Source organism: Bacteroides sp. OF04-15BH (genome assembly GCF_003477995.1).
In the GTDB taxonomy this organism is placed as follows: domain Bacteria; phylum Bacteroidota; class Bacteroidia; order Bacteroidales; family Bacteroidaceae; genus Paraprevotella.
Genome location: NZ_QUEM01000029.1, coordinates 19,255 through 41,542, shown reverse-complemented (window position 1 = coordinate 41,542; position 22,288 = coordinate 19,255). Strand labels below are relative to the sequence as shown.

The following is a 22,288-nucleotide window of genomic DNA, read 5'->3' as shown; positions in this document are numbered from 1 at the left end:
TTTTGAAATGAGACATCAAAATTACGCAATATTTTCAAGAACACGGAATAAAACCCCGGTGATTTATTATTTCATAAGAGGTCTTTGGAAAAAATATACTAATTGGTTTACAATAGGGATTTTATGGAGAAAAAACTGTATTTTTGCGCATTCTTTGTGCTTATATCATAAAAAACGAATAGAAATCCCGAAATGAAGAAAAATGTAGTACTACCTTTTGCTGCCCTTTTGCTTTCGGCTCCATCGGCCCATGCCGATCAGATTCAGCGTTTGCAGCTGCAGCAGCCTGTTTCCGTTTGTTCGCCCATCTTTACCGATTCGCTGAACACGGATGGAGTAAAGCCCGATCTGGCTGATTTACTAATGAGATCTGCTCTTCCTTTAGACCGCAATCAGGAAGGTGCCTTGTTTTTGAGTGCCGACACGACTGGTATTTTTCATTTGCCCGAACAGGACAAGAACAGTGAAAACCAGTTCCTGGTTCTGAACACCTGCATCCGTGCCGACCGCTTTTGCAAGGGAAAGCTGAAAATCAAGATGCCTTACCGCTTTGAGATTTATGTGAACGGAGAGAAGAAAAAAGACAAGAGAGCGGTGCAGGACTCTCTGAAGCATGCTCAGGAAATCAGTGTAGATTTAAGACTGGAGCCTGAGGTGATGTATCAGGTTGCCCTGAAGGTGCTCCGTTTGCAGGCTGACTCGGCTGAAGCAGACTTTACCATGCGCTGGGAACCGGAAGCCAATACCGATTCTTTGATTCAGGTAACCGCCGATCCGGAACTGAAGGGAAGATACCTGTTGCCGAATACCGTATTCGGCAAGCGCGTGACCCGCGTCAGTGTGTCGCCCGACGGCAAGTATCTGCTTACCCAATATACCGACTGGTATAACATGCAGCGCAGCAATACCTATACGGTGTTGAGCGAGGTGAAGAGCGGTCGCACGCTTTCAACGTTCACCCAGGGAGCCAAATCCCTTTCGTGGACTCCGACCACTTCCCGCCTGTATTATACCGCTACTTCGGACAAAGGTGTGAAGATTATCACTGTTGACCCGAAGACTTTGGCCGAGGAAGTTGTGGCCGACCATGTTCCCGAAGGACATTTTGTGTGGTCACCTGATGAGAAGACCCTTTTCTTTACCGATTACGAACAGATTAAGGGCGACAACGGACCGGTGCATCGTGTGCTGAGCCCCGAAGACCGTGTTCCCGGCACCCGCGGACGCAGCTTTATCGTGCGCTATAATTTGCAGACCGGTCTGCGTGAGCGTTTGACCAGCGGTTTGCGTACCAGCTACATGCAGGATTTGAGCGCCGACGGCAAGTATCTGCTCTTTACCGTTTCCCAGAGCACTCCGGATAAGTGGCCTTTCAGTACCTCATCTCTGTATCGCATGGATCTCCAGACTCTGGCCGTAGATACCTTGGTGGCTCAGGATGCCTTTATGAGCGGAGCATCATTCTCGCCCGACGGCAAGTCTGTGCTGATGACCGGCGGTCCTGAAGCATTCGGCGGTATCGGAAAGAACTGTGGAAACCATCCGATAGCCAATAATTACGATACGCAGGCCTTTATTCTGAATATTGAAAGCGGAAAGATTGAGCCGATCACCAAGGACTTCAATCCGACCATCGTTTCCACAAACTGGTCGCCTTATGACAAGAACATCTATTTCAAGACTACCGACGGTGCGCAGGAAAACGTGTACCGCTATCAGGTAAAGAGCGGCAAGTACGAGCGTCTGCCTCTGGAAGGTGACTGTGTGCGCAATTTCTCTTTGTCCGACAAGGCACCGGTGGCAGCCTATACTACGGCTACTGCCAGCACCAGCGGCACGGCCTATCTCTTTGATCTGTCAAAGGGTAAATCCACTCTGATTGCCGATCCATACGCCGAAGAACTGAAGAAGATGGATATGGGAACCATCAAGGACTGGAATTTCAAGGCTTCCGACGGTACGGAAATTACCGGTTACTACTGTCTGCCGCCTCAGTTCGATGCCAATAAGAAATATCCGCTCATCGTGTACTATTATGGAGGAACCACACCGACCGAAAAGACAATGGACAATCCGTATGCCGCCCAGCTGTTTGCTTCGCGCGACTATGTGGTTTATGTCGTGAATCCGAGCGGAACCATCGGTTTCGGTCAGGAGTTTTCCGCGCGCCATGTCAATGCCTGGGGACAGCGCACTGCCGATGATATCATCGAAGGTACCCGTCAGTTCTGCAAGGAACATGCCTTTGTCGATTCTACAAAGATAGGCTGTCTGGGTGCTTCTTACGGAGGTTTCATGACCCAGTATCTGCAAACCCAGACTGATCTGTTCGCTGCCGCTGCCTCACATGCCGGTATCAGCAATGTGACCAGCTATTGGGGCGAAGGCTACTGGGGTGTAGGTTATAATGCCGTAGCAGCCGCACAGAGCTATCCGTGGGCCAATCCGGAACTGTTTACCAAGCAGGGTTCTCTGTTCAATGCCGACAAGATCAACACTCCGTTGCTGTTGTTGCACGGTACCTCCGATACGAATGTACCTATGGGTGAAAGCATCCAGCTTTACAATGCCCTGAAGATTCTGGGCAAGCCGGTAGAGTTTATCCAGGTGGATGGCGAAGACCACTTCATTGCCGATTATTACAAGCGTGTGCAGTGGCATAATGCCATTATGGCCTGGTTTGCCAAATGGTTGCAGGATTCACCGGAATGGTGGAACGATATGTATCCGGAAAAGCATTTGCGTTAAATCGCTTCCGGTAAAGGACAAGAAAAATCAGCATGATTCTGAGACACTTTCGGCTGGACTTGTACAGACGCTTGTCTGTCGGTGCGCTTTTTATGCTTTAGAGGTTTTAGAAACAATAAAAACAGGAATCCCCCAAGGGCGCTGCATTCCGTGAAATGGAGCTGTCCCTTGGGGGATTCCTGTTTGGTTTTATCGCAGTATCCTTCGGTTTAGATCACTGCGCTATGATAGAGTTCCACATGCCCGTTGTGCAGAGAACGGGGTACATCAATAAGACGCTGGTTGCGGCTGCCGCGGAACAGCAGGTCTGCATCCTTCTGGGCTTCGATGAAAGGACCGTCCACCAGCACGTCAATCCATTGGAGCAGTTCCTTCTGGCGGTCGTTTTTCAACAGCTGTTCATAAGTATATCCGGTGTAGCACCAGATGTTCTTTCCGGTTTCCTTTTTGATTTGTCGGGCCAGTTTGGTAAACCCTTCCGGTTGGAACATCGGATCGCCTCCGCTGAAAGTCACATCGGCAAACTCATCCGCCCGGATTACTTTCATAATCTCATCGACAGGCATCAGAGTGCCTGCGCTCTTTTTCCATGATTGCGGATTATGGCATCCCGGGCAGGCATTTGGGCATCCCGCAGCATATACCGTGGTGCGGAATCCCGGTCCGTCTACCGTGGTGTCTTCCACGATTTTGATGACAGAAATCATATCTTTTTAATTCTTGAATTAGTCTTTTGTATGAATGACACGGTCGTTCAATTCGGCCAGCTTACCCTGGTTCCAGCGGTCGGTAGTACCTACCAGATAACCGGTGATGCGCTGCAGGCGATCGATGTGAGTACTGCCGCATTTCGGACATTTCTCCAGATGATCGTCAGCATTTTCATAACCGCAGTCCATGCAGCGGTTGCGGTTGTGGTTTACAGAACCGTAACCGATGTTGTAACGGTCCATCATGTCCACCACGCGCATGATTACTTCCGGATTGTGGGTAGCATCGCCGTCAATCTCCACATAGAAGATGTGTCCGCCTCGGGTCAGGTCGTGATACGGAGCTTCCACTTCGGCCTTGTGGCGTGCGCTGCACTTGTAATATACCGGCACATGATTGGAGTTCGTGTAGTAATCGCGGTCTGTAATGCCCGGCAGTACACCGAACTTCTTACGGTCTATCTTGGTGAAGCGTCCGGCCAGTCCCTCTGCCGGTGTTGCCAGTACACTGTAGTTATGCTGATAAGTCTTTGAGAAGTCGGCGGCACGGTCGCGCATATAAGTCACGATGCGCAGTCCCAGTTCCTGAGCCTTCTCGCTCTCTCCATGATGCTTTCCGATGAGTGCTACCAGACATTCGGCCAGTCCGATGAATCCGATACCCAAAGTACCCTGATTGATTACCGGAGCAATGGTTTCGTTCGGATCCAGTTTCTCGGAACCGTTCCAGAGCGAGCTCATCAGCAGCGGGAACTGCTTGACAAATGCTGTTGCCTGGAACTTGAAACGGTCGTCCAGCTGCTTGGCTGTGATTTCGAGCATGCGGTCCAATTTCGCAAAGAAAGCGGCAATGCGATCCTCCTCGTTCTTGATATCCATACATTCAATGGCCAGGCGCACAATGTTGATGGTTGAGAAAGACAAGTTGCCTCGTCCTACCGAAGTCTTCGGTCCGAAATAGTTTTCGAATACGCGTGTACGGCATCCCATGGTAGCGGTTTCGTACAGATAGCGTTTCGGATCGTCGGCACGCCACAACTCATGCTGGTTGAAGGTGGCATCCAGATTGATGAAGTTCGGGAAGAAACGACGGGCTGTTACCTTGCAGGCATAGCAGTAAAGGTCGTAGTTCCGGTCTTCCGGCAAATAGCTGACTCCTCTTTTCTTTTTCCAGATCTGGATGGGGAAGATAGCCGTTTCGCCGTTACCTACACCTTCGTAAGTGCTGGTCAGCAACTCGCGAATCACGCAACGTCCTTCGGCCGAGGTGTCCGTACCGTAATTGATGGAACTGAACACCACCTGGTTTCCACCGCGTGAGTGAATGGTGTTCATATTGTGGATGAACGCCTCCATTGACTGATGCACACGGGCCACGGTTTTGTTGATGGCATGCTGTTTCAAGCGTACGTCGCCCTGCAGGCCATCCAAAGGCAAGGTCAGATAATCATCGATTTCCGCATCATACAGGTGCTTCAGGTCTTCACCGGTCAGTTCCTCCAGAATTTTCACTTCCTCTATATAGCTGGCGCGCACGTAAGGAGCCAGATAGAAGTCAAAAGCCGGAATGGCCTGTCCACCGTGCATCTCGTTCTGTGCGGTTTCCAGAGAGATACAGCCCAGAATGCTGGCAGTCTCGATTCTTTTGGCCGGTCTGGATTCCCCGTGTCCGGCAGAGAAACCGTTTTTCAGGATATGGTCCAGCGGATGCTGCACGCAGGTGAGGCTCTTGGTTGGATAATAATCCTTATCGTGAATGTGCAGATAATTATTCTTTACAGCCTGACGGGTCTCTTCGCTCAAAAGGTAGTCATCTACAAAGGGTTTGGTGGTTTCGCTGGCGAACTTCATCATCATGCCTGCCGGAGTATCGGCATTCATGTTGGCGTTCTCGCGTGTCACATCGTTTGACTTGATGTTGATGATTTCCAGGAACATGTCGCGTGTCTTGGCTTTTCGCGCGATGCAACGCTGGTTGCGGTAAGTGATGTACTTCTGAGCTACATCCTTTCTTTTGCTTTTCATCAGTTCGATTTCCACAGCATCCTGAATTTCTTCCACGCTCATCTGTGATTTGCCTCTGGCAGCAATATGGTCGGCAATGTGTCTGCCCAGCTCCAGGTTTTCGCCCAGTTCTGTCTGCATCATAGCCTTTCGTATGGCGGTAACGATCTTTTCACTGTTGAATTCAACAATGCGCCCGTCTCTCTTTAATACCGTCTGAATCATATACTTTTTTCAATGTTAAATGTTTAATTGCTTGTTTTTCAGCAAATAATCCCCTTACCCTGTTTTCTTTAGGGTTTGTTGGTTCCACGACCGTCATGTCTCGGATAGAAATCTTTGCCCATAATATGTCTTGAGTCCGCGAAGTCATATTATACAATATCTTCAGGCAGGTCTTCTGACTTATCCAACCTTGCTTCCTTCCCGGTTCTGTGTCGAACCAGTGGCTTTTTTGTGGTGTGGGCAAGGTCTTGTGAAAGGATTCACAGCAGCGGGCCTGTTCGGGATTTGCACCCGATTCCCTTTTCATTTGTCGGGTAGGAATACCCGGCCAAACACCTGAACGACGACAAAGATATATCTTTTTGAAGACCTAACCAAACCTATCTTCTGTATTTATTTTTCTATTTCTTGACTTTCGTTTTTATCTTAGGTTTGTATTGATTACAGAATGTAAAATGATACGCCCCCCTATACCGCCAATGAAATCAGGTTTCTACGCGGATTTATTAAACGAATCGTCAAATCGGATTGTTGGTAAAAAAGTAATACAAAAATATTTTTGCTATTTACTTTTTTTTGCATCTAGACGGAACTTTACCCACACCCCTTTGTGGTCCGAAGGCCATTGGTCCTGTGGCAGGATAAACGGATCTTGAGAAAGTTCCGGAGCGCGCTTTCCTTTTCGGATACATCCTTTGGGACCTACTACGGCAGCTTCTTTCAGTTTCAGTGCCTTGTGGGGATGATAGAATATAAAGTCGATGCGCTCCCGTTCGTCGGCATCCGGTGTCCAGGTGATTTTCTGGGGTGCCAGTGCCGGGTTGTCCGAGGGGTAAGTATATCCCGGATGCGTTACCGGGTTGGGATATAGGGTTCGGTAGGCATCCCGGAAACCGTGCTGTTGCAGGGTGCTGGTTGCCGGCCAGGAAATGACGACGCCATGATGGTCGGCACTGTCTTTGGTGGCTTCGGTCCAGTCCAGATGCGACGGTTCGTTGAAGTCCCCTCCCAGAAAGACCAGACTGCCCTTGGCTATTTCCTTTTGTGCGTCGGTCGTAAAGTTCCGTATTGCTTCATCACGTAGAGACAGCGCGTTTCTGCGCAGGATTTCCGTGGTGTCGGTCAGAGGGGCATCCATCTTTTGCCAGGTGTTGCCATCGTATCCACGCACTTCATAATAGGTATCGTTCTGATAATCCAGGTGCGCTGTATAAACCGCACAAGGATGACCGTGCAGGGTGGTGCGCAACTTGTAGATGGTACCGTGGTCGTCCTTGATGGGGAAGATGGTGGCTGAATCGGTGATGGGATGGCGGCTCAGCAGACCGGAATCGTAACTGTAGAAAGAATAATACGTCAGTCCCTTTTCCTGAAGCGACTGAACGATGCGGTCGCAGAAACGTGTGTCGTGATAATTGCGTACTTCGCTCAGCATCACAAAATCCGGTTGCAGGCGGGCTATCTCCTGAACAATGGCTTCGTATCCCTGAGGCACCATAGTGCCCTCTTGCCAGATATTGAATTGCAGCATGCTGATTTCCTTCGAAACGGAGCAGCCGCTCAGCAGCAGTCCCAGACAGAAAGTCCGGAATAGAGTAAAAGCATTTTTCTTCATCGGTAAAATGATTTTGTTTTTCTAGGATTAAGATAAGAAATGTGCTGCAAAGTTAATGAATCTTTTTCAAGGCGGGTCATTGCCCGGCCATTTCTTTGAACGGAAGGAAATAAAGCGTATTTTTGCAGCACTAACCCTTTATAAGAAAGAAATATGAAGTTTATATCATGGAATGTCAACGGCTTGCGGGCTTGTTGCGACAAAGGATTCCGCGAGGCGTTTTCCCGTCTGGACGCGGATTTCTTCTGCCTGCAGGAAACGAAGATGCAGGCCGGACAGTTGGATCTGGAGTTTGAGGGCTATCATTCTTACTGGAACTATGCCGAAAAGAAAGGCTATTCGGGTACGGCGATTTTCACAAAGCACGAACCGTTGTCGGTGGCTTATGGAATCGGAAAAGAGGTGCATGACCACGAAGGCCGTGTCATCACACTTGAGATGCCGGACTTTTATATGGTGACCGTCTACACCCCGAATTCACAGGACGGATTGAAACGCTTGGACTATCGTATGGAGTGGGAGCGCGACTTTCAGGCCTATATCCGCGAACTGGATGCCAAAAAGCCCGTGGTGCTGTGCGGAGACCTGAATGTGGCTCACAAGGAGATTGATTTGAAGAACCCCAAGACCAACCGTCGCAATGCCGGTTTTACGGACGAGGAACGCGAGCAGTTCCAGAATCTGCTCGACAGCGGTTTTACCGATTCTTTCCGTTATTTCTATCCCGATATGGAGAACATCTATTCCTGGTGGTCTTACCGCTTCAAGGCGCGTGAAAAGAACGCCGGGTGGCGTATTGACTACTTTGTGGTGTCTTCGCGTCTGGAAGAGAAACTCGAGAGTGCCCAGATTCATACCGACATCTTCGGTTCCGACCACTGTCCGGTAGAGGTGCAGATCAATTTCTAATCTCCGATGAAGAATAACGGTTTTACCTTGCGCAAGCGCTTGCGCAGTTTCGGCTATGCCTTTCACGGAATCTTTCTGCTGGTTACTCAGGAAGCCAATGCCTGGATACACTGTTTTGCGGCAGTGTGCGTGATTGTGGCCGGTTTCTTTTTCGACATCAGTGTGACCGAATGGACGGCCGTGATTTTTGCCATCGGTATGGTGCTGGCAGCCGAGGCGGTCAATTCCGCAGTAGAGGCCCTGGCCGATCGGGTGACTCAGGAGTATGACGAAGCCATCAAGCGCACCAAGGATCTGGCATCCGGTGCAGTGCTGATTCTGGCCATTGCGGCGGCCATCATCGGTTGTATTATTTTTATTCCCAAAATTGTATTATGGTTGTCCTGAAAAAAATAACCTTATTGTTCCTTTTGTGTCTGTTCCTTTTGCCGGTACGGGCACAGGAGTTTCAGCCAACTCCGGCACAACGGGGTGTGCGTACCAGCGGTGATGTGGCGGTAGGTATGCTGGCGGCAGCAGGCCTGACCGCAGTGCTGGTGCAGAAAGACTGGCAGGGACTGAAGCAGGGCGCTCTGTCGGGCGTGACCACTCTAGGTGTGACCTATGCCTTGAAGTACTTGGTCAAGAAAGAACGTCCCGACCACAGTGATTTCCATTCTTTTCCTTCGATGCATACCTCTGCGGCCTTTACGGCAGCAGCCTTCATCCAGCGCCGTTACGGCTGGAAGTGGGGAGCACCGGCATACGCCCTGTCGGCCTATGTCGGTTGGACCCGCGTGTTCGGAAAGAAGCACGACTGGTGGGATGTGGCTGCGGGTGCCGCCATCGGTGTAGGAAGCAGTTATATCTATACACGTCCCTTTATGCGCAAGCACGATGTGGTGTTGACGCCTGTTGCAGCCCCTGGTTGTTATGGACTCTATGCTTCCATGAAGTTCTGAAACAAGGCTGTTTTTTGACTGATATTATAAGATTTATGGATTACCGCCCCGTCAGTAATGGATTACTTTCAGCACAGTAATGGATTACTGACGGGGCGGTAATGGAAAAACAAAAAAGGACCGGATAAATCCGATCCTTTTTTTATTTTATTTATTAGGGTTAAGCTTCCAGAACTCTTCTGGCTCCTACATAACGCTTGTTGTAATAAGGCTCTGTAGACGAAGAGATGCAGATTCCTTTTCGGCTGGCATGGATGAAGGAAAATGCTCCGGTTTCTTCATTGACATCAGTCACAATACCGACATGTCCAATGGTCTTTTTTGAGCCGGAACCTCCGAAAAATACCAAGTCACCTTTTTGCAGTTCCTTTTTGTCTTCCACTTTGGTTCCTTCCTGAAACTGTGTACGTGAAGAACGGGTCAGTAGGATATTTTCCTTTTTAAATACATAAGTGGTAAATCCGGAACAGTCAAATCCGATTTTCGGATTCATGTTTCCACTACGATAAGGAACTCCGATATATTTCATCGCTCTTTCTACTATCTCTTCTCCAGTAACGGAACTTGCTTCGTCGGTGAGTAATCTCTGGCCTAAAGCCTGGGTGGTTGCTGTAAAACAAAATAGAAGTAATGCGATGATATATTTCATAAATGATAACTTTTTCTGTTCAATCAATTCAACTAATGATTTTTTTATCGCTTTAAAGTTACGAAAAAAATAGCAGATGAAAAGGATGAATTAACAGAAAGTAAGGCTTTTACGAATCTTTTTTGATAAAAAACCTCTAGTATTTAATTAATCGTTTCGGAGAACCGCTCCAGGAACATCCCAGACAGTAAACCACCGTAGTATCAAATCCTTCAAGGGAATCCGTGGGATATTTGGTATATACCTCACCGTTCTCGTCCACATATACCAGGCATCGGTCGCCTTTCTCGTTTTTCACGTAAAAGGCGCCGATTTTGCATTGCGGGCAAAGCATTTTTCTCATGATACACGGTTTTTAATGAATGGTTACCATGGTGGCTCCGTAGCCATATTCCTGGAAAGAAGCATCCTGATAAGAACAGTTCTTGTATTTGTGCTTCAGTTCCTTGATCAGGGCATTGCGCAGCACGCCTTCACCTTTTCCGTGAATGAAGACAATCTTACGGTTCTTCTGTCCTTTGTTGGCTTCCATCACTTTGTTGAACTCTTCCAGCTGGCGGTTCAGCATTTCGCGGTTGCTCAATCCGGCTGTGCTGTCCAGCAGTTCGGTGATATGCAGATCCACCTCCAGAATGCCGTTATCCTTTTTCGGTTTTCCGGCTTTCTGCACCGGCTTTTCGTCGGTTGATTTTTTCAGCAGTGCTTCCTTGATCTGCTCGGCATCAATGAAAACCTCGCGTGCCGGAACATCGTTGCGCACAATCTCATAAATCAGAGCCGGTTCCTCGAAGAAATCACTCTGCTGGAAGGTATGTGTCTTGTAGAATTTCACTGCGTCGATACGGAAAGTGGCATTGATGGTTGGCTTGATCAGGAACGGTTTGTTCTTCTTGTAGGCGGTAGCCTGCACACAGACGCGCTCCATGTCGTTCAGTTCCTCGCGTCCGAATTCTTCAACAAAAAGTTTGGTATTCGGTTCCACGATGGCCTGATGACGCAGTTTCCAACTGTTGCCCTCGGCGCTCATATACACAAAGTTCAGGTAGTAGTTGGTGTCGTTCACCAGATATGCCTCAAACTTGGTGCTGGTCATTTCCTTCGGAGTGGTCGGCACAAAGGCCAGGAAGATGTTCAGCTTGTCACCGTCGCGACGCTCCAAAGGGCGCGGCTCGAAAGTGATGGGCTTGTCATCCTCATCATCATCGAAGGCATGTACCAGAGTGTCCGGTTTCTCTGCACGGAAACGGCTGCTGGGAGTGCCGCCGCCGGTAAAACCGCTGCCGTAAGAACCCTTCATGTCAATGGTACGGGTGCCCGTATTGACTTTGGCTATATTATAGTCGTTGGTATCTACCACGACGCATTCACGAATCAGCATGGGGATATCAAAGCCGTCCTCATCCTGTACCAACACTGTATCCTTGTCCTGAAAGCCGGTAACGACACCGCCTCCTACTTCGCTCAGGAATCTAACTTTATCTCCTATCTTCATGATTTAACTGACTTTTTGATTATATCTTACTGCAAATATATTAATTTTGCAATTAAATTAAAAGATTAGTCATGGAAGAAACCAAACATATTAAGATAAAAGACTTTAATTATCATTTACCGGATGAGCGAATTGCTAAATTTCCTTTAGCCGAGCGCGATTCGTCCAAACTTTTGCTGTATCGTAAAGGGGAAGTTCAGGAAGATACTTTCGTGAATCTGCCTCAGTATCTGCCCGAAGGGGCTCTGATGGTGTTCAACAACACGAAGGTGATTCAGGCACGCCTGCATTTCCGTAAGGAAACCGGCGCACTGATCGAGGTATTCTGTCTGGAGCCTGCAGTACCGCACGACTATGTGCTGATGTTTCAGCAGACTCGGAGTTGCAGCTGGTATTGTATGATCGGTAACCTGAAGAAATGGAAAAGCGGTGCCTTGAAGCGGACCGTTACGGTGCGCGGACAGGAAATTGAACTCACCGTGACGCGTGGCGAAATGCACGGCAACAGTCATCAGGTGGATTTTGTCTGGAACAGTGATGAGGTGACTTGGGCTGAAATATTGGATGCTGTGGGCGAACTGCCGATTCCGCCGTATTTGAACCGGGAAACTCAGGAGAGTGACAAGGAAACTTATCAGACCGTTTATTCCAAAATCAAGGGAAGTGTAGCTGCACCGACTGCCGGTCTGCATTTCACAGAACGGGTGCTCGAAGCCTTGGACCGTCATGGTATTGACCGCGAGGAGGTGACCTTGCATGTGGGTGCCGGTACTTTCAAACCTGTGAAGAGCGAGGAAATCGAGGGACACGAAATGCATACGGAATATATTTGTGTGAACAAGCGGACCATCGAAAAACTGATTGCGCACGGAGGAGCCTGTATTGCTGTGGGAACGACTTCAGTACGTACGCTGGAAAGCTTGTATTACATCGGCGTGTATCTGGCAGCTCATCCTGATGCTTCGGAAGAGGAACTGCATGTGCAGCAATGGACTCCTTACGAATATGCCGAGCAGACCCGTCCGCAGGGCAGCGAACCCGACGGACGTCCGGAGGCTTTGACTACCGTGGAGGCCTTGCAGAATATCCTGGATTATCTGGAGCGTAATGAACTGAATGCCCTGCACACCAGCACACAGATTATCATCGCCCCGGGCTATACTTACCATGTGGTGCGGATGATGGTCACCAATTTCCATCAGCCGCAAAGCACTCTGTTGCTTCTGGTATCCGCCTTTGTGCATGGCGACTGGCATAAGATTTATGACTATGCTTTGGAACACGATTTCCGTTTCCTGAGTTATGGTGACAGTTCTCTGCTGATTCCTTAAATAAAGATTGAACATGATGATACAGACAAAGAAAGACGACGATACAGAAATGCTGCCTTTGGTAGACGAAAACGGTCTGCTTATCGGAGCGGCTACCCGCAAAGAATGTCACGATGGCAGCAAGCCATTGCATCCGGTGGTGCATCTGCATGTATTCAATGAAGCCGGAGAACTTTATCTGCAAAAACGTCCGGAATGGAAAACCATACAGCCGGGCAAATGGGATACTGCTGTAGGCGGACATGTGGATTTGGGCGAGAACGCCGAAATGGCCCTGAAGCGCGAAGCGGCCGAAGAACTCGGACTGAAAGACTTTGAACCGGTACTTTTGGAAACTTATGTCTACGAATCAGACGTGGAAAAGGAGCTGGTCTTTACTTACCGGTGTACTTGTGCCGGTCCGATTGCGCCAAGCGGAGAAACCGATGGTGGTGCTTTCTGGAAACTGGAAGATATAACCGCACAACTGGAGCAGGGAGTCTTTACGCCTAATTTTGAAATGGAATACCGACGCTTCTTCTTAAAAGAGAAGGCTTAAGAAAAAGAGTTATGATGGTGATACGGAGAATGATCCCTGCCGACTGGGAGCCGATGCGGCAGATTTATGCCCATTATATTGAGCATACCACAATTACATTTGATGTGCAGGTGCCGGATGCAGAGGCTTATGCCCGGAAAATGCAGGCCATTTGTGAGGAAGGGATTGCCTGGACCTGTGAGGACGACGGACGGGTTGTGGGCTTTTGTTATGCGCATCGCTGGAAAGAGAAGGAAGCCTATGCCGGAACGCGGGAAACCACCGTTTACGTGCATCCCGATGAAAAAGGACGGGGAATCGGTTCACGGTTGATGAAACAACTGATAACCGATGCCGAAGCGCAAGGGGTACATGCTTTGATAGCCTGTATTACCTGTCCGAATACAGCCAGTGAGCAGTTGCATGAGAAACTGGGCTTTGTTCCGGTATCTCGTTTTCGGGAAGTAGGCCAGAAGTTTGGCACATGGCTTGATGTCGCCGATTATCAGTTACTATTGCCGGTAGCGGCAAAATAAATGAATATCGTTTTCAGGATTAACGAACAATATACTTTAGAAAGGACAAAAATATGGATCAATTATTTCGGGTCGGTATCATTGGTGCCGGTCATATTGCGGCCTTGATGGCCGAAACGGTGCGCCGCATGCCAGACGCGCATCTTTATGCCATTGCTTCGCGCAGTCTGGAGAAAGCTCAAGAATTTCAGAATAAATGGAATGTGGAAAAGGCTTATGGCTCTTACGAGGAACTGATACAGGATCCCGATGTGGATTTGATTTATGTGGCCACTCCTCATTCTCATCATTATGAACAGGTGCGTTTTTGTCTGCTCCACGACAAGGCTGTGCTGTGCGAAAAGACATTTACCGCCAATAAGGCGCAGGCAGAAGAGTTGGTGGCTTTGGCCCGTGAACGAAAGGTTTTTCTCGGCGAGGCAATCTGGACCCGTTACATGCCTTTTTCCAAAGAGATTGTCCGGATGGTACATTCCGGTGAACTCATCGGCCGTCCGTATATGCTGACTGCCAACTTGGGGTATCCGATAGAGGATAAGGAGCGTATCCGTAAGCCGGAATTGTGTGGAGGGGCTTTGCTCGATTTGGGTGTTTATCCCATCAATCTCGCTTTTATGATCTTTGGGAATGCGCCGGAGCGCATCCTGTCCTGCTGTAGCAAGAACGAACTGGGAGTAGATTTGCAGAACAGCATGACATTTATTTATCCCGAAGGACAGATGGCCGTGATGCAGACCACAGCCCGTTGCGCCAATGACCGTATGGGAGTCGTATCGGGAGATAAGGGCTATCTGGTTATCGATAATATCAACAATCCACAAACGGTGACGGTATATGATGCCAGTCATCAGCAGACCGGAGTCTATACTTGTCCTCCACAGATCACGGGCTATGAATATGAAGTGCGTGCTGCTATCGAAGCAATCCGTAAGGGAATGATAGAGCCGGAAGACATGCCTCATGCAGAGACACTGCATATCATGGAACTTTTGGATGGATTGCGCAGGGAATGGGGCGTGACTTATCCGGCTGATCGTCTATAAAATAGAAATAGTATTCTGCAGTTACTGATTTGATGTTATAAATGGCTCTGTCCGTTGCCTTTTCGGGTAACGGACAGATTTTTTGTATACAGGGCAGGAAGTTTTTGTTAAACTACCTCCAACATGTTCTGAGAATAGAAGGAAAAACCAATTTTATAATATATATTTGCAGAAAGAATCTTTATAACCTAACCATTAAAACCAAATTTTTTATGAAGAAAATCTTTACAACAATGATGCTCTTGCTTGTAGGGTGTATCTTTTCTTCTGTTTGGGCAGCAGATATTCTGCCGGAAGTTGGAAAGACGTATTACATCAAGAGTGACAATGTCAACGCCAACCGTGTTGACGAAGACTATTACCTTTACAACGACAACGGTACCCTGAGATTGTCGGTAACTAAAGGTGGAGACAATTATCAGTGGACTTGCGAAAAGAACGGTGAGAACTATCGCTTTAAGAACAAGGCCGGAAAGTATCTGGGACATAAGGTCATGTCGGATGCTGCCTATGATTTCAAGATTGATCCTACTAAGAAAGTCAATGAAGGATGTCTGCCTCTTTATTCTGTAGCTGCCAGCAGATATTTGCTGGTCAAGAATGGTGGTGGAGCTTTTGACCAGGCTGATAAGACTTATGACAAGGTTTCAAGCGGATTCTCTAGTGACTACATTTTTGAGGTGGTTGATGAAAACGCCAAGAGCCTGACCATTCAGACAGAGCCGGCCGGTGCTCAGGCTACCTTCTCTTGGAATGGCAAGTCTTATACCGGTGCATGCAGTTTTGCTCTCGGTTCCGGTGAAACCATCAAGGAGGCAACTCTGACTGCTGAGGATGACCCGGCCAGTCCGTATGAGTTTGTCGGTTTCTATGAGGGAGAGCAGGCTTTGGGTAAGACTGTTGAGATTGCGTCTCTCACGGAGAATCGTACCATTACTGCCAAATTCGAGTTTAATGTCTACAGTGCCACTTACGGAGAAAAGTGGATTCGTATCACTTGGAATTCCAATGCTTCCTATGCAATGGGCTTGCCGGAGAGCGAGTCGTATGCCGATGTAGCTCCTAAGACAATAACTTCTGATTTAGGTACCGAGAGTCAGTTGTGGTGTCTGGTAGGAAATGCCGACGGTTTCAAATTGTATAATAAGGCTGCTGGTGAGACTTTGGCTTTGGCTACCGCTTCAACCAATTATGGCGATGGTACAGCTACTTTCATGAAGGCTGCTGCTACTGCCACTACCTGGCATCTGGTAAACAAGAACGGTTGGAATATCTCTCCGGTTGGAAATACTGCTTGGGGCTTGAACTCTTATGGTGGAGCCGGTCAGGTATTGAAGTTATACGGTAATGGAGATCAGGGTAATATCTGGAATTTCCAGAAAGCCGGTGAAAACGCGCTGACATTCCAGGTGGTTGTCAACGGCACACCGAAGGCTTTGAATACCAATATCGGACAGCTGAAAATGGAGTTGGGTTCTGTTAGCAATCTGATCAATGTGAATCTGTCACAGACCGAAGGCCAGAAGTTCTATCTGGCAGATAATGTGAAATTGAATTTCATGTTGAGTGGAACTCAGTACAGAGGCTACAAGTTTAAAGGATTCCAGGTAAATGGCGGTGAGTTGCAGGATACCATTAAGAATCTGCCTTTTGATGCTTCTTTGAAGAATATTACAGCTGTTTATGATGTAGATACTGAGGACCCTTCACAATATCTGTTCTATAGTCCAGGATATCAAGGCCATCCTTATCGTATCCCGGCCATTACTACCACAAAAGACAATAAGGTATTGGCTATCTCAGATTTCCGTTGGTGTAACAATGATATCGGTTTTGGTCATGTAGATATCGTAGGACGTATCAGTGATGATAACGGCGCAACTTGGAGTGATCAGTTTAACATCGCTGTGGGTAGTGGCGTGAGCGGTGCCAAGGATTGCGGTTATGGAGATGCAGCTGTAGTAACAGACAGTGAAACCGGAAAGATCCTCATCATGTGTTGTACTGGAAACCAGTTCTACTCTTATGGAAATCGTGAAAATCCGTTGCGTTCTGCTCGCTTGTATAGTGAAGATAACGGAAAGACCTGGAGCAAGCCGGAAGACATCACCGAGCAGATGTATGCCTTGCTGCCAAACTCACAGGGTCAGTTCATCGGTGCCGGTAAAATCTGTCAGTCACGTGTGACTAAGGTGGGCGAGTACTATCGTCTGTATGCTGCCCTCTGCACCCGTCCGGGCGGTAACTATGTAATCTATTCAGATGACTTCGGTAAGACTTGGGCCGTTCTGGGTGGTAATGCAACCAGTTGTGCTCCTTCCGGTGATGAGCCTAAGTGCGAGGAATTGCCGGATGGTAGCGTTGTATTGAGCAGCCGTAAGTATAGCGGACGTTATTTCAATATTTACAAGTACACCAATGCCGCTACTGCTGCCGGAAAATGGTTAGGCGTTGTTTCTTCTAATGATGTAGAAGGTGGTCTGGCATTTAATAGTAACTCTACTAATGGAGAAATCCAATTGGTAAAGGTTATCAAGAAGGATGATGAGTCGTTCCACTATATGATGATTCAGTCTGTACCTTATGGACAAATCAACAGTGGTGATGAGGCACGAAGCAATGTATGTATCTTCTATAAGATATTCGATGCCTACAGCATGAATGAAACCAAGGCTTTGGCTACCGGATGGACTCGCGGCATGCTGTTTGAGAATGCCAAGGGCGCATATTCAACCATGTGCATCCAACCGGACAAGAAGTTAGGCTTCTTCTATGAGGAAGGACCGAATAACTATTGTATGGTTTACCGTCCGATCAGCATCGAAGAGTTGACCGGTGATGCATATACCATGTACGACCCGGCAATTCATGGTGAGATTGATGAGGCTGAGAGAGCTTTGGAAATTGCAAAGGCCGAGGCACAGGCTGTATTGGATGAATTGGCAGACAAGCATGCCACAACTCCAGCTTACGGAGAGTATCCGACTTCTGTTTATAACGACTTGCAGGCTGCTTATGACGAAGCAACTATTGAAACCATCGACGAGTTGGGTAATGCAGTCATCAAACTGAAGAACTCTTGCAACTGGCCGGTATTCACCATCAATAACATGCATCCGACTTATGGTGTAGGAATGTCTATTTACGATAACAACACCGGTACCTTATATTTCAAGAAGACCGATTTGAAGGATAAGCAGATGTGGTGGAAGTTTGCCGATGTAACCAGCAAGACTATGGCCAATGGTGATTATGTAGTAACCAATGTAAGTTCTGGAAAGACATTCTGGGGTGCAGATCATCTGAATGTGGCTTCAACCAATCCGGCTACTGAAGGACAGTTTATCATTAAGACCAACGGTACTGGTGATCCGGTGCATGCACAGCAGAACGGTTCAGTAGTTGTACGTTGGAACGATTATAAGCCGAACACCGGTTCTGCCTGGAGTTTCACTTATGTAGGCGACAGCTATGAACTGGAGGCAGAAACTCCGACTGCTATTGACCAGATTGAGTCTGATAAGAGCGAGGACAAGATTTATTATGACTTGCAGGGCCGTCGTGTTGCTTTGCCTAGCAAGGGTGTTTATATCACCAAGTCTGGAAAGAAAGTATTGTTCTAAAACAGTCTGAAAGATATGACAACAGAACTCCGTTTGGTTCTGTTGTAGGAGAAACAGGGGCTGCGTCGGGAAACCGGCACATCCCCTGTTTTTTATTTCTATCTAAATGCCAAGGAGACATAAAAAACTCTCCCCGAAAGATCGTTTGACTTTTCGGAGAGAGATCATCAGAAATTTTATAGAATAAAAGAATGGTTACTTAGTTCGTGTAATGGTGTGAAGAACGTTGCCTTCTTTATCAATGAGATACATCTTGAGTTCTTTCTGATTCATACCGAACACGCTGAAACCTTCTTTCGGACTGCAATACACAGTACCTTTGATCGGGTTCACCTTTCTGGCCAGTGAGGCAGAAGAGTTGACCACATAGTCGATTTTGGAACCCTGAGGTTTGAGATGTTGGAAGTTGTGGATATGGCCGCAAACGTACATATCTACCGGATATTTTTCCAGAATGCTGTTTACCCGTTTCTGCATATCCTGTCTTTCGCTTTCCTCTTTCGGAGTTTCTGCGAAAATAGGATGATGGCCTACTACGATAATCCAGTTTTCCTTGGCTTCCTTCAGAGTCTGGTCCAGCCATTTCAACTGAGCATCGATATCCTGCTTGCAGGCATCTGCGTACTTGTCCGATTCATTGCGATATTTGTCAATGAGTGGGGTAGTATCGATGAAAACAAAACGAACGGTGGTTCCATCCTCATTGAAGACTTTGGTGTAATAACGCGCCGGCATCTCCCAGCGGCGACTGATCTTGGAGTAGTCCATTACGGCCTGGGTATTTCCACGATATTCGTGGTTACCTAAAATAGGCAGCCAGCTGATCATCAGTTCCGGATGATCGTAGATGGCTTCGTAATTACTGATCCAAAGGGGATCCTGAGTAGAGGCCACACCGTCGAAATGATGCACATCTCCGGCAGCCAGTACCGCCTCAGGTCCGATAGCTTCGGCCATCTCACCCATCAGACGGGCTATCGGTTTCTGTTCGTAGTATCCGTTGCGTCCCAGATCATTGGCCATAAAGAAGTTTATTTCATTTTTCAGGCTGTCCCAGCGGTTTGTCTGTGCCGACAGGGTCAGGCTGACCAATAATCCCAGTGCAATAAATAGTTTTTTCATAAATCTTCAAATAGTGTATGGTTAGAAATTGATTTTCACACCGGCATTGATTCTCGGACCATAGTATTCAACCTGCATGGTGCGGTCCTTGTCGCCGCAGTAGTAGCGCAGTGGCTGGTTCAGCAAGTTGGTTGCTTCGGCAAAGAAGGTGGTCTTGAATTTCTTGTTCAGAGTGTAGCTGGCGTTCAGGTCCAGATAACTTACGCGGTCATAGTAACGGTCCAAAGCGGCACAAGAACCCATTTCGTCAATAAACTCAGAAGTGAAGTTGTATGACAGACGGATATTCACACCCTTGTTGTCGTAGTACAGAGAAGCGTTGGCGGTGTGTTCCGGTGAGCCCGGCATCGGCAGGTCTTTCTCGTTCTCGCGTCCTTCGAAGTTGAAGTTGTTCACTTTGGTGTGTGTATAAGTATAGGTTCCGTAGAAACCGAGGCACTTCAGTTTTGGAGAGATGAACCCGAAGTCACGCTGCAAGGCTACCTCAACACCCAGCAAGTCGGCATTACCGGCATTCTTTGACTGCTTCATTTCATCATAGACATTTCCGTTGAAACTGTAGTCCTCTACAACCTGCTCTACGATGAAATCATTGATTTTCTTATAGAAGACACCTACACTGGCCAGACCAATAGACTTGAAATAGTAGTCAAAACTCAGGTCAAGGTTGTGTGAAGTAGCCGGGTTCAGGTTCGGGTTACCCATTTCCATTTCATTCTTGCTGCGGTCGATGATGAGATTCGGCACCAGAGAAATGTATTTAGGACGGGCCAGAGTCTTGGTGTATGAAGCACGGATTTTCAGATCCTGAGCCGGCTCATACTTCAACAGGAAGCTTGGCAGCCAGTTGATGTAGCTCTTTCCGGCTGGAGCGGTTTGTTTGAGGCTCTCGAATTCGTCGTCACCTTCTTCCCAGTAAGTATATTCATAACCCTGATATTCCACGTTGGTATGTTCCATACGCAAGCCGGCCATCATCTGCAGGTTTCTGCCCAACTGCTGGTCGAAGCGGATGTAGGCGGCACCTACCTGCTCGGTTGCATTATAGTTCTCTGCCTCTTCCTCTTTTACTTCTTTTTTCTCGAAAAGACTGCTGTTGTTCAGATCCAGGCTACCCAGATAAGTATTGCTTACGAACTCACCGGCCTTATACTGGTCGCCGGCCATGAAGCCGTCGCGGGTCTGGTCCACGAAGTTCTTCTGCACATCGGCCATGAACTTATCCTCGTCCACCGGACTGTATTCATAGAAGTCTACGTCGTTCTTCTTGTCTTTCTTGCTGAACTTACCTCCGAACTTGAATTTGTTCTGGAAGTTACCGCTCAGAATAGGCAACTCAAAATCCAGCTTTGCCTTGATGTCGTTTTCGTAGATTTCCTGGTTGCTTTCCGTAATTTCGTCCAGCTTGGCTTCCATAATGCTGGGCAAGGTGGTGACATAAGGCTTTCTCAAATCGTCCTGATTGATGGTAAAGGTCTGGTCTTTCAGCTCCATACCGATATAACGCTCGTTCGGACGGCTTTCAGAAGCTCTTGAGTAGGCTACTGACCAGTCAGACTTCAGACGGCCGAACTGGTGGTTACCGCCCAAAGTGAAGTCCATAGTCTGCTGCAACTCCAAACGTGCATTCTTATTGTCGGGAGTACCACCTTTGGTTTCCATGACAGTTTTCATTTCGCCTTCACCGTCGGCCAAATCCTCAAAGGAACGTTTGTAACGGTTCTCCCAGTCGTGACGACGGTTGTAGATGCTCTTGAAGAACACTTTATGATTGGCATTGAAATCATAGTCCAAAGCCAGAGAATAGCTTTGTCTCTGACGGGTGACGTAGTATTGGCGGATTTCCATATCGGTCAGGAATACTTTTCCTCCGTCCTCGTCGTATTCAAATTCGGTATTGTCTGAACCGATCGGATTATACTGATAAGAGGCAGAAAGCAACAGACCGAGTTTGTTGTTCAGGAAACGGTCGCCGTAAGTGGCACCCAGATTCCAGTTCGGTTTTCCGCTGATAAAGCTGCCACCGGTACCGAAGGTGAAGTTGGTGATGCGCTTGGACGGTGTATTCTTGGTCACCAGATTGACACTACCACCGATGGCATCGCCATCCATATCCGGAGTGACCACCTTGCTGACTTCTATTGTCTGGATCATATCGGCCGGAATCAGGTCCAACTGTACGTTACGGGCATCAGATTCGGCAGAAGGCAGACGGTTGCCGTTTACGGTGACGCTGCTCAAATCCGGAGAAGTACCACGGATCTGTCCGAAGCGCGCCTCGCCCTGGTCGTACTGCACACTCAGACCGTTGATACGCTTCAAGGCATCACCGATATTTGAATCCGGGAATTTGCCTACCTGGTCGGCAGATACGATATTGGTAATATTCAGATTGTTCTTCTGCATGTTCAGCGCACGCTGCTGGTCGGAAAAGGCACCCAGAACGGTCACTTCCTTCAGATAAGAGTTGTCTTGCAGGGTGATGTTCTTCACCAGAGTCTTGTTCTGAGAAACAGTAATGGTGAAGCTCATCGGGGTGAAGCCTACATAGCTTACCTTCACATTATGCTTTCCCGGCTTTACATTAGGCATGATGTAATAACCGTTGACGTCACTCACCGTGCAGCTTCCGTCTTCCAGACGGATATAAGCTCCCGGCAAGGCCTGCTGATCGGCATCCAGAACTCTACCTCTTACGATTGTTTGATTTTCTGTGCTTACCGGTTCGGTAACTACATCTGCAAATGTTTGCTGACTACCCAACAGAATAGTGCTGATTAAAAATGCTTTTGTAAAATGATTCATAACCTGTTTAATTTTTGT

General features: G+C 47.9%; 17 protein-coding genes and 1 riboswitch. Of the genes, 9 read left to right on the top strand and 8 right to left on the bottom strand.

The window, feature by feature from the left end; genetic code table 11:
• Positions 1-192 precede the first annotated feature (192 nt).
• Positions 193-2,748: a prolyl oligopeptidase family serine peptidase gene (locus DXA74_RS12345; protein WP_118528042.1), complete on the top strand. Its 2,556-nt coding sequence runs from the start codon at positions 193-195 to the stop codon at positions 2,746-2,748.
• Positions 2,749-2,957: 209 nt separating this feature from the next.
• Here the strand turns inward: DXA74_RS12345 and nrdG are convergent, their stop codons facing one another.
• From nrdG to DXA74_RS12330, 3 genes are all read right to left on the bottom strand, one after another.
• Entirely contained in the window at positions 2,958-3,455 is a 498-nt protein-coding gene (nrdG, locus tag DXA74_RS12340; protein ID WP_118528040.1) for an anaerobic ribonucleoside-triphosphate reductase activating protein, read from the bottom strand.
• A gap of 18 nt (positions 3,456-3,473) precedes the next feature.
• A complete protein-coding gene (locus tag DXA74_RS12335) occupies positions 3,474-5,687 on the bottom strand; it encodes an anaerobic ribonucleoside triphosphate reductase (protein ID WP_118528038.1) in 2,214 nt (737 codons plus the stop codon).
• 147 nt (positions 5,688-5,834) lie between these two features.
• Positions 5,835-6,042, bottom strand: a riboswitch (cobalamin riboswitch).
• A 207-nt stretch (positions 6,043-6,249) separates the two neighbouring features.
• Entirely contained in the window at positions 6,250-7,302 is a 1,053-nt protein-coding gene (locus tag DXA74_RS12330) for an endonuclease/exonuclease/phosphatase family protein (RefSeq protein ID WP_118528036.1), read from the bottom strand.
• Between the two features lie 153 nt (positions 7,303-7,455).
• On the opposite strand from DXA74_RS12330, the gene DXA74_RS12325 reads away from it, so the two are divergent.
• Genes DXA74_RS12325 through DXA74_RS12315 form a run of 3 tightly spaced genes read left to right on the top strand, consistent with a single transcriptional unit; the run spans position 7,456 to position 9,152 of the window.
• Positions 7,456-8,211 carry an exodeoxyribonuclease III gene (locus DXA74_RS12325; protein ID WP_118528034.1) on the top strand — a complete coding sequence of 252 codons (756 nt, stop codon included), beginning with the start codon at positions 7,456-7,458 and terminating at the stop codon, positions 8,209-8,211.
• 6 nt (positions 8,212-8,217) lie between these two features.
• Positions 8,218-8,598, top strand: a complete 381-nt coding sequence (locus DXA74_RS12320; protein ID WP_118528032.1) for a diacylglycerol kinase family protein — start codon at positions 8,218-8,220, stop codon at positions 8,596-8,598.
• Positions 8,595-9,152 (top strand): phosphatase PAP2 family protein, encoded by a 558-nt coding sequence (locus DXA74_RS12315; protein ID WP_370448508.1) that lies wholly within the window; start codon positions 8,595-8,597, stop codon positions 9,150-9,152. Before DXA74_RS12320 ends, DXA74_RS12315 begins: the two co-directional genes overlap by 4 nt.
• Before the next feature lie 160 nt (positions 9,153-9,312).
• Here the strand turns inward: DXA74_RS12315 and DXA74_RS12310 are convergent, their stop codons facing one another.
• The 3 genes from DXA74_RS12310 to DXA74_RS12300 all read right to left on the bottom strand — a co-directional run bounded on the left by DXA74_RS12310 (position 9,313) and on the right by DXA74_RS12300 (position 11,293).
• Positions 9,313-9,801 (bottom strand): C40 family peptidase, encoded by a 489-nt coding sequence (locus DXA74_RS12310; protein ID WP_118528028.1) that lies wholly within the window; start codon positions 9,799-9,801, stop codon positions 9,313-9,315.
• A gap of 136 nt (positions 9,802-9,937) precedes the next feature.
• Positions 9,938-10,144 (bottom strand): hypothetical protein, encoded by a 207-nt coding sequence (locus DXA74_RS12305; RefSeq protein WP_118528026.1) that lies wholly within the window; start codon positions 10,142-10,144, stop codon positions 9,938-9,940.
• Between the two features lie 12 nt (positions 10,145-10,156).
• The gene (locus tag DXA74_RS12300; RefSeq protein WP_118528024.1) at positions 10,157-11,293 is read right to left on the bottom strand and encodes a DUF2027 domain-containing protein; all 1,137 of its coding nucleotides are present in this window, start codon (positions 11,291-11,293) and stop codon (positions 10,157-10,159) included.
• Between the two features lie 71 nt (positions 11,294-11,364).
• Between DXA74_RS12300 and DXA74_RS12295 the strand changes: the two genes are divergently transcribed.
• The 5 genes from DXA74_RS12295 to DXA74_RS12275 all read left to right on the top strand — a co-directional run bounded on the left by DXA74_RS12295 (position 11,365) and on the right by DXA74_RS12275 (position 18,343).
• A complete protein-coding gene (locus DXA74_RS12295) occupies positions 11,365-12,624 on the top strand; it encodes an S-adenosylmethionine:tRNA ribosyltransferase-isomerase (protein ID WP_118528022.1) in 1,260 nt (419 codons plus the stop codon).
• 16 nt (positions 12,625-12,640) lie between these two features.
• The gene (locus tag DXA74_RS12290) at positions 12,641-13,162 is read left to right on the top strand and encodes an NUDIX domain-containing protein (protein WP_118528066.1); all 522 of its coding nucleotides are present in this window, start codon (positions 12,641-12,643) and stop codon (positions 13,160-13,162) included.
• 11 nt (positions 13,163-13,173) lie between these two features.
• Positions 13,174-13,677, top strand: coding sequence for a GNAT family N-acetyltransferase (locus DXA74_RS12285; RefSeq protein WP_233550533.1), 504 nt, complete (start codon positions 13,174-13,176; stop codon positions 13,675-13,677).
• 53 nt (positions 13,678-13,730) lie between these two features.
• Entirely contained in the window at positions 13,731-14,720 is a 990-nt protein-coding gene (locus DXA74_RS12280; RefSeq protein WP_118528020.1) for a Gfo/Idh/MocA family protein, read from the top strand.
• A 212-nt stretch (positions 14,721-14,932) separates the two neighbouring features.
• Positions 14,933-18,343, top strand: coding sequence for a sialidase family protein (locus tag DXA74_RS12275; protein ID WP_158576068.1), 3,411 nt, complete (start codon positions 14,933-14,935; stop codon positions 18,341-18,343).
• Between the two features lie 195 nt (positions 18,344-18,538).
• Here DXA74_RS12275 and DXA74_RS12270 read toward each other — a convergent pair whose 3' ends face one another.
• The gene (locus DXA74_RS12270; protein WP_118528016.1) at positions 18,539-19,465 is read right to left on the bottom strand and encodes a metallophosphoesterase; all 927 of its coding nucleotides are present in this window, start codon (positions 19,463-19,465) and stop codon (positions 18,539-18,541) included.
• 21 nt (positions 19,466-19,486) lie between these two features.
• Positions 19,487-22,270, bottom strand: a complete 2,784-nt coding sequence (locus tag DXA74_RS12265; RefSeq protein ID WP_118528014.1) for a TonB-dependent receptor — start codon at positions 22,268-22,270, stop codon at positions 19,487-19,489.
• Between the last annotated feature and the right edge of the window lie 18 nt (positions 22,271-22,288).

Bases quoted from the DNA above. Each gene is read 5' to 3' on its own strand.
- DXA74_RS12345 (WP_118528042.1), top strand. From the start codon at position 193: ATGAAGAAAAATGTAGTACTACCTTTTGCTGCCCTTTTGCTTTCGGCT.
- nrdG (WP_118528040.1), bottom strand. From the start codon at position 3,455: ATGATTTCTGTCATCAAAATCGTGGAAGACACCACGGTAGACGGACCG.
- DXA74_RS12335 (WP_118528038.1), bottom strand. From the start codon at position 5,687: ATGATTCAGACGGTATTAAAGAGAGACGGGCGCATTGTTGAATTCAAC.
- DXA74_RS12330 (WP_118528036.1), bottom strand. From the start codon at position 7,302: ATGAAGAAAAATGCTTTTACTCTATTCCGGACTTTCTGTCTGGGACTG.
- DXA74_RS12325 (WP_118528034.1), top strand. From the start codon at position 7,456: ATGAAGTTTATATCATGGAATGTCAACGGCTTGCGGGCTTGTTGCGAC.
- DXA74_RS12320 (WP_118528032.1), top strand. From the start codon at position 8,218: ATGAAGAATAACGGTTTTACCTTGCGCAAGCGCTTGCGCAGTTTCGGC.
- DXA74_RS12310 (WP_118528028.1), bottom strand. From the start codon at position 9,801: ATGAAATATATCATCGCATTACTTCTATTTTGTTTTACAGCAACCACC.
- DXA74_RS12305 (WP_118528026.1), bottom strand. From the start codon at position 10,144: ATGAGAAAAATGCTTTGCCCGCAATGCAAAATCGGCGCCTTTTACGTG.
- DXA74_RS12300 (WP_118528024.1), bottom strand. From the start codon at position 11,293: ATGAAGATAGGAGATAAAGTTAGATTCCTGAGCGAAGTAGGAGGCGGT.
- DXA74_RS12295 (WP_118528022.1), top strand. From the start codon at position 11,365: ATGGAAGAAACCAAACATATTAAGATAAAAGACTTTAATTATCATTTA.
- DXA74_RS12290 (WP_118528066.1), top strand. From the start codon at position 12,641: ATGATACAGACAAAGAAAGACGACGATACAGAAATGCTGCCTTTGGTA.
- DXA74_RS12285 (WP_233550533.1), top strand. From the start codon at position 13,174: ATGATGGTGATACGGAGAATGATCCCTGCCGACTGGGAGCCGATGCGG.
- DXA74_RS12280 (WP_118528020.1), top strand. From the start codon at position 13,731: ATGGATCAATTATTTCGGGTCGGTATCATTGGTGCCGGTCATATTGCG.
- DXA74_RS12275 (WP_158576068.1), top strand. From the start codon at position 14,933: ATGAAGAAAATCTTTACAACAATGATGCTCTTGCTTGTAGGGTGTATC.
- DXA74_RS12270 (WP_118528016.1), bottom strand. From the start codon at position 19,465: ATGAAAAAACTATTTATTGCACTGGGATTATTGGTCAGCCTGACCCTG.
- DXA74_RS12265 (WP_118528014.1), bottom strand. From the start codon at position 22,270: ATGAATCATTTTACAAAAGCATTTTTAATCAGCACTATTCTGTTGGGT.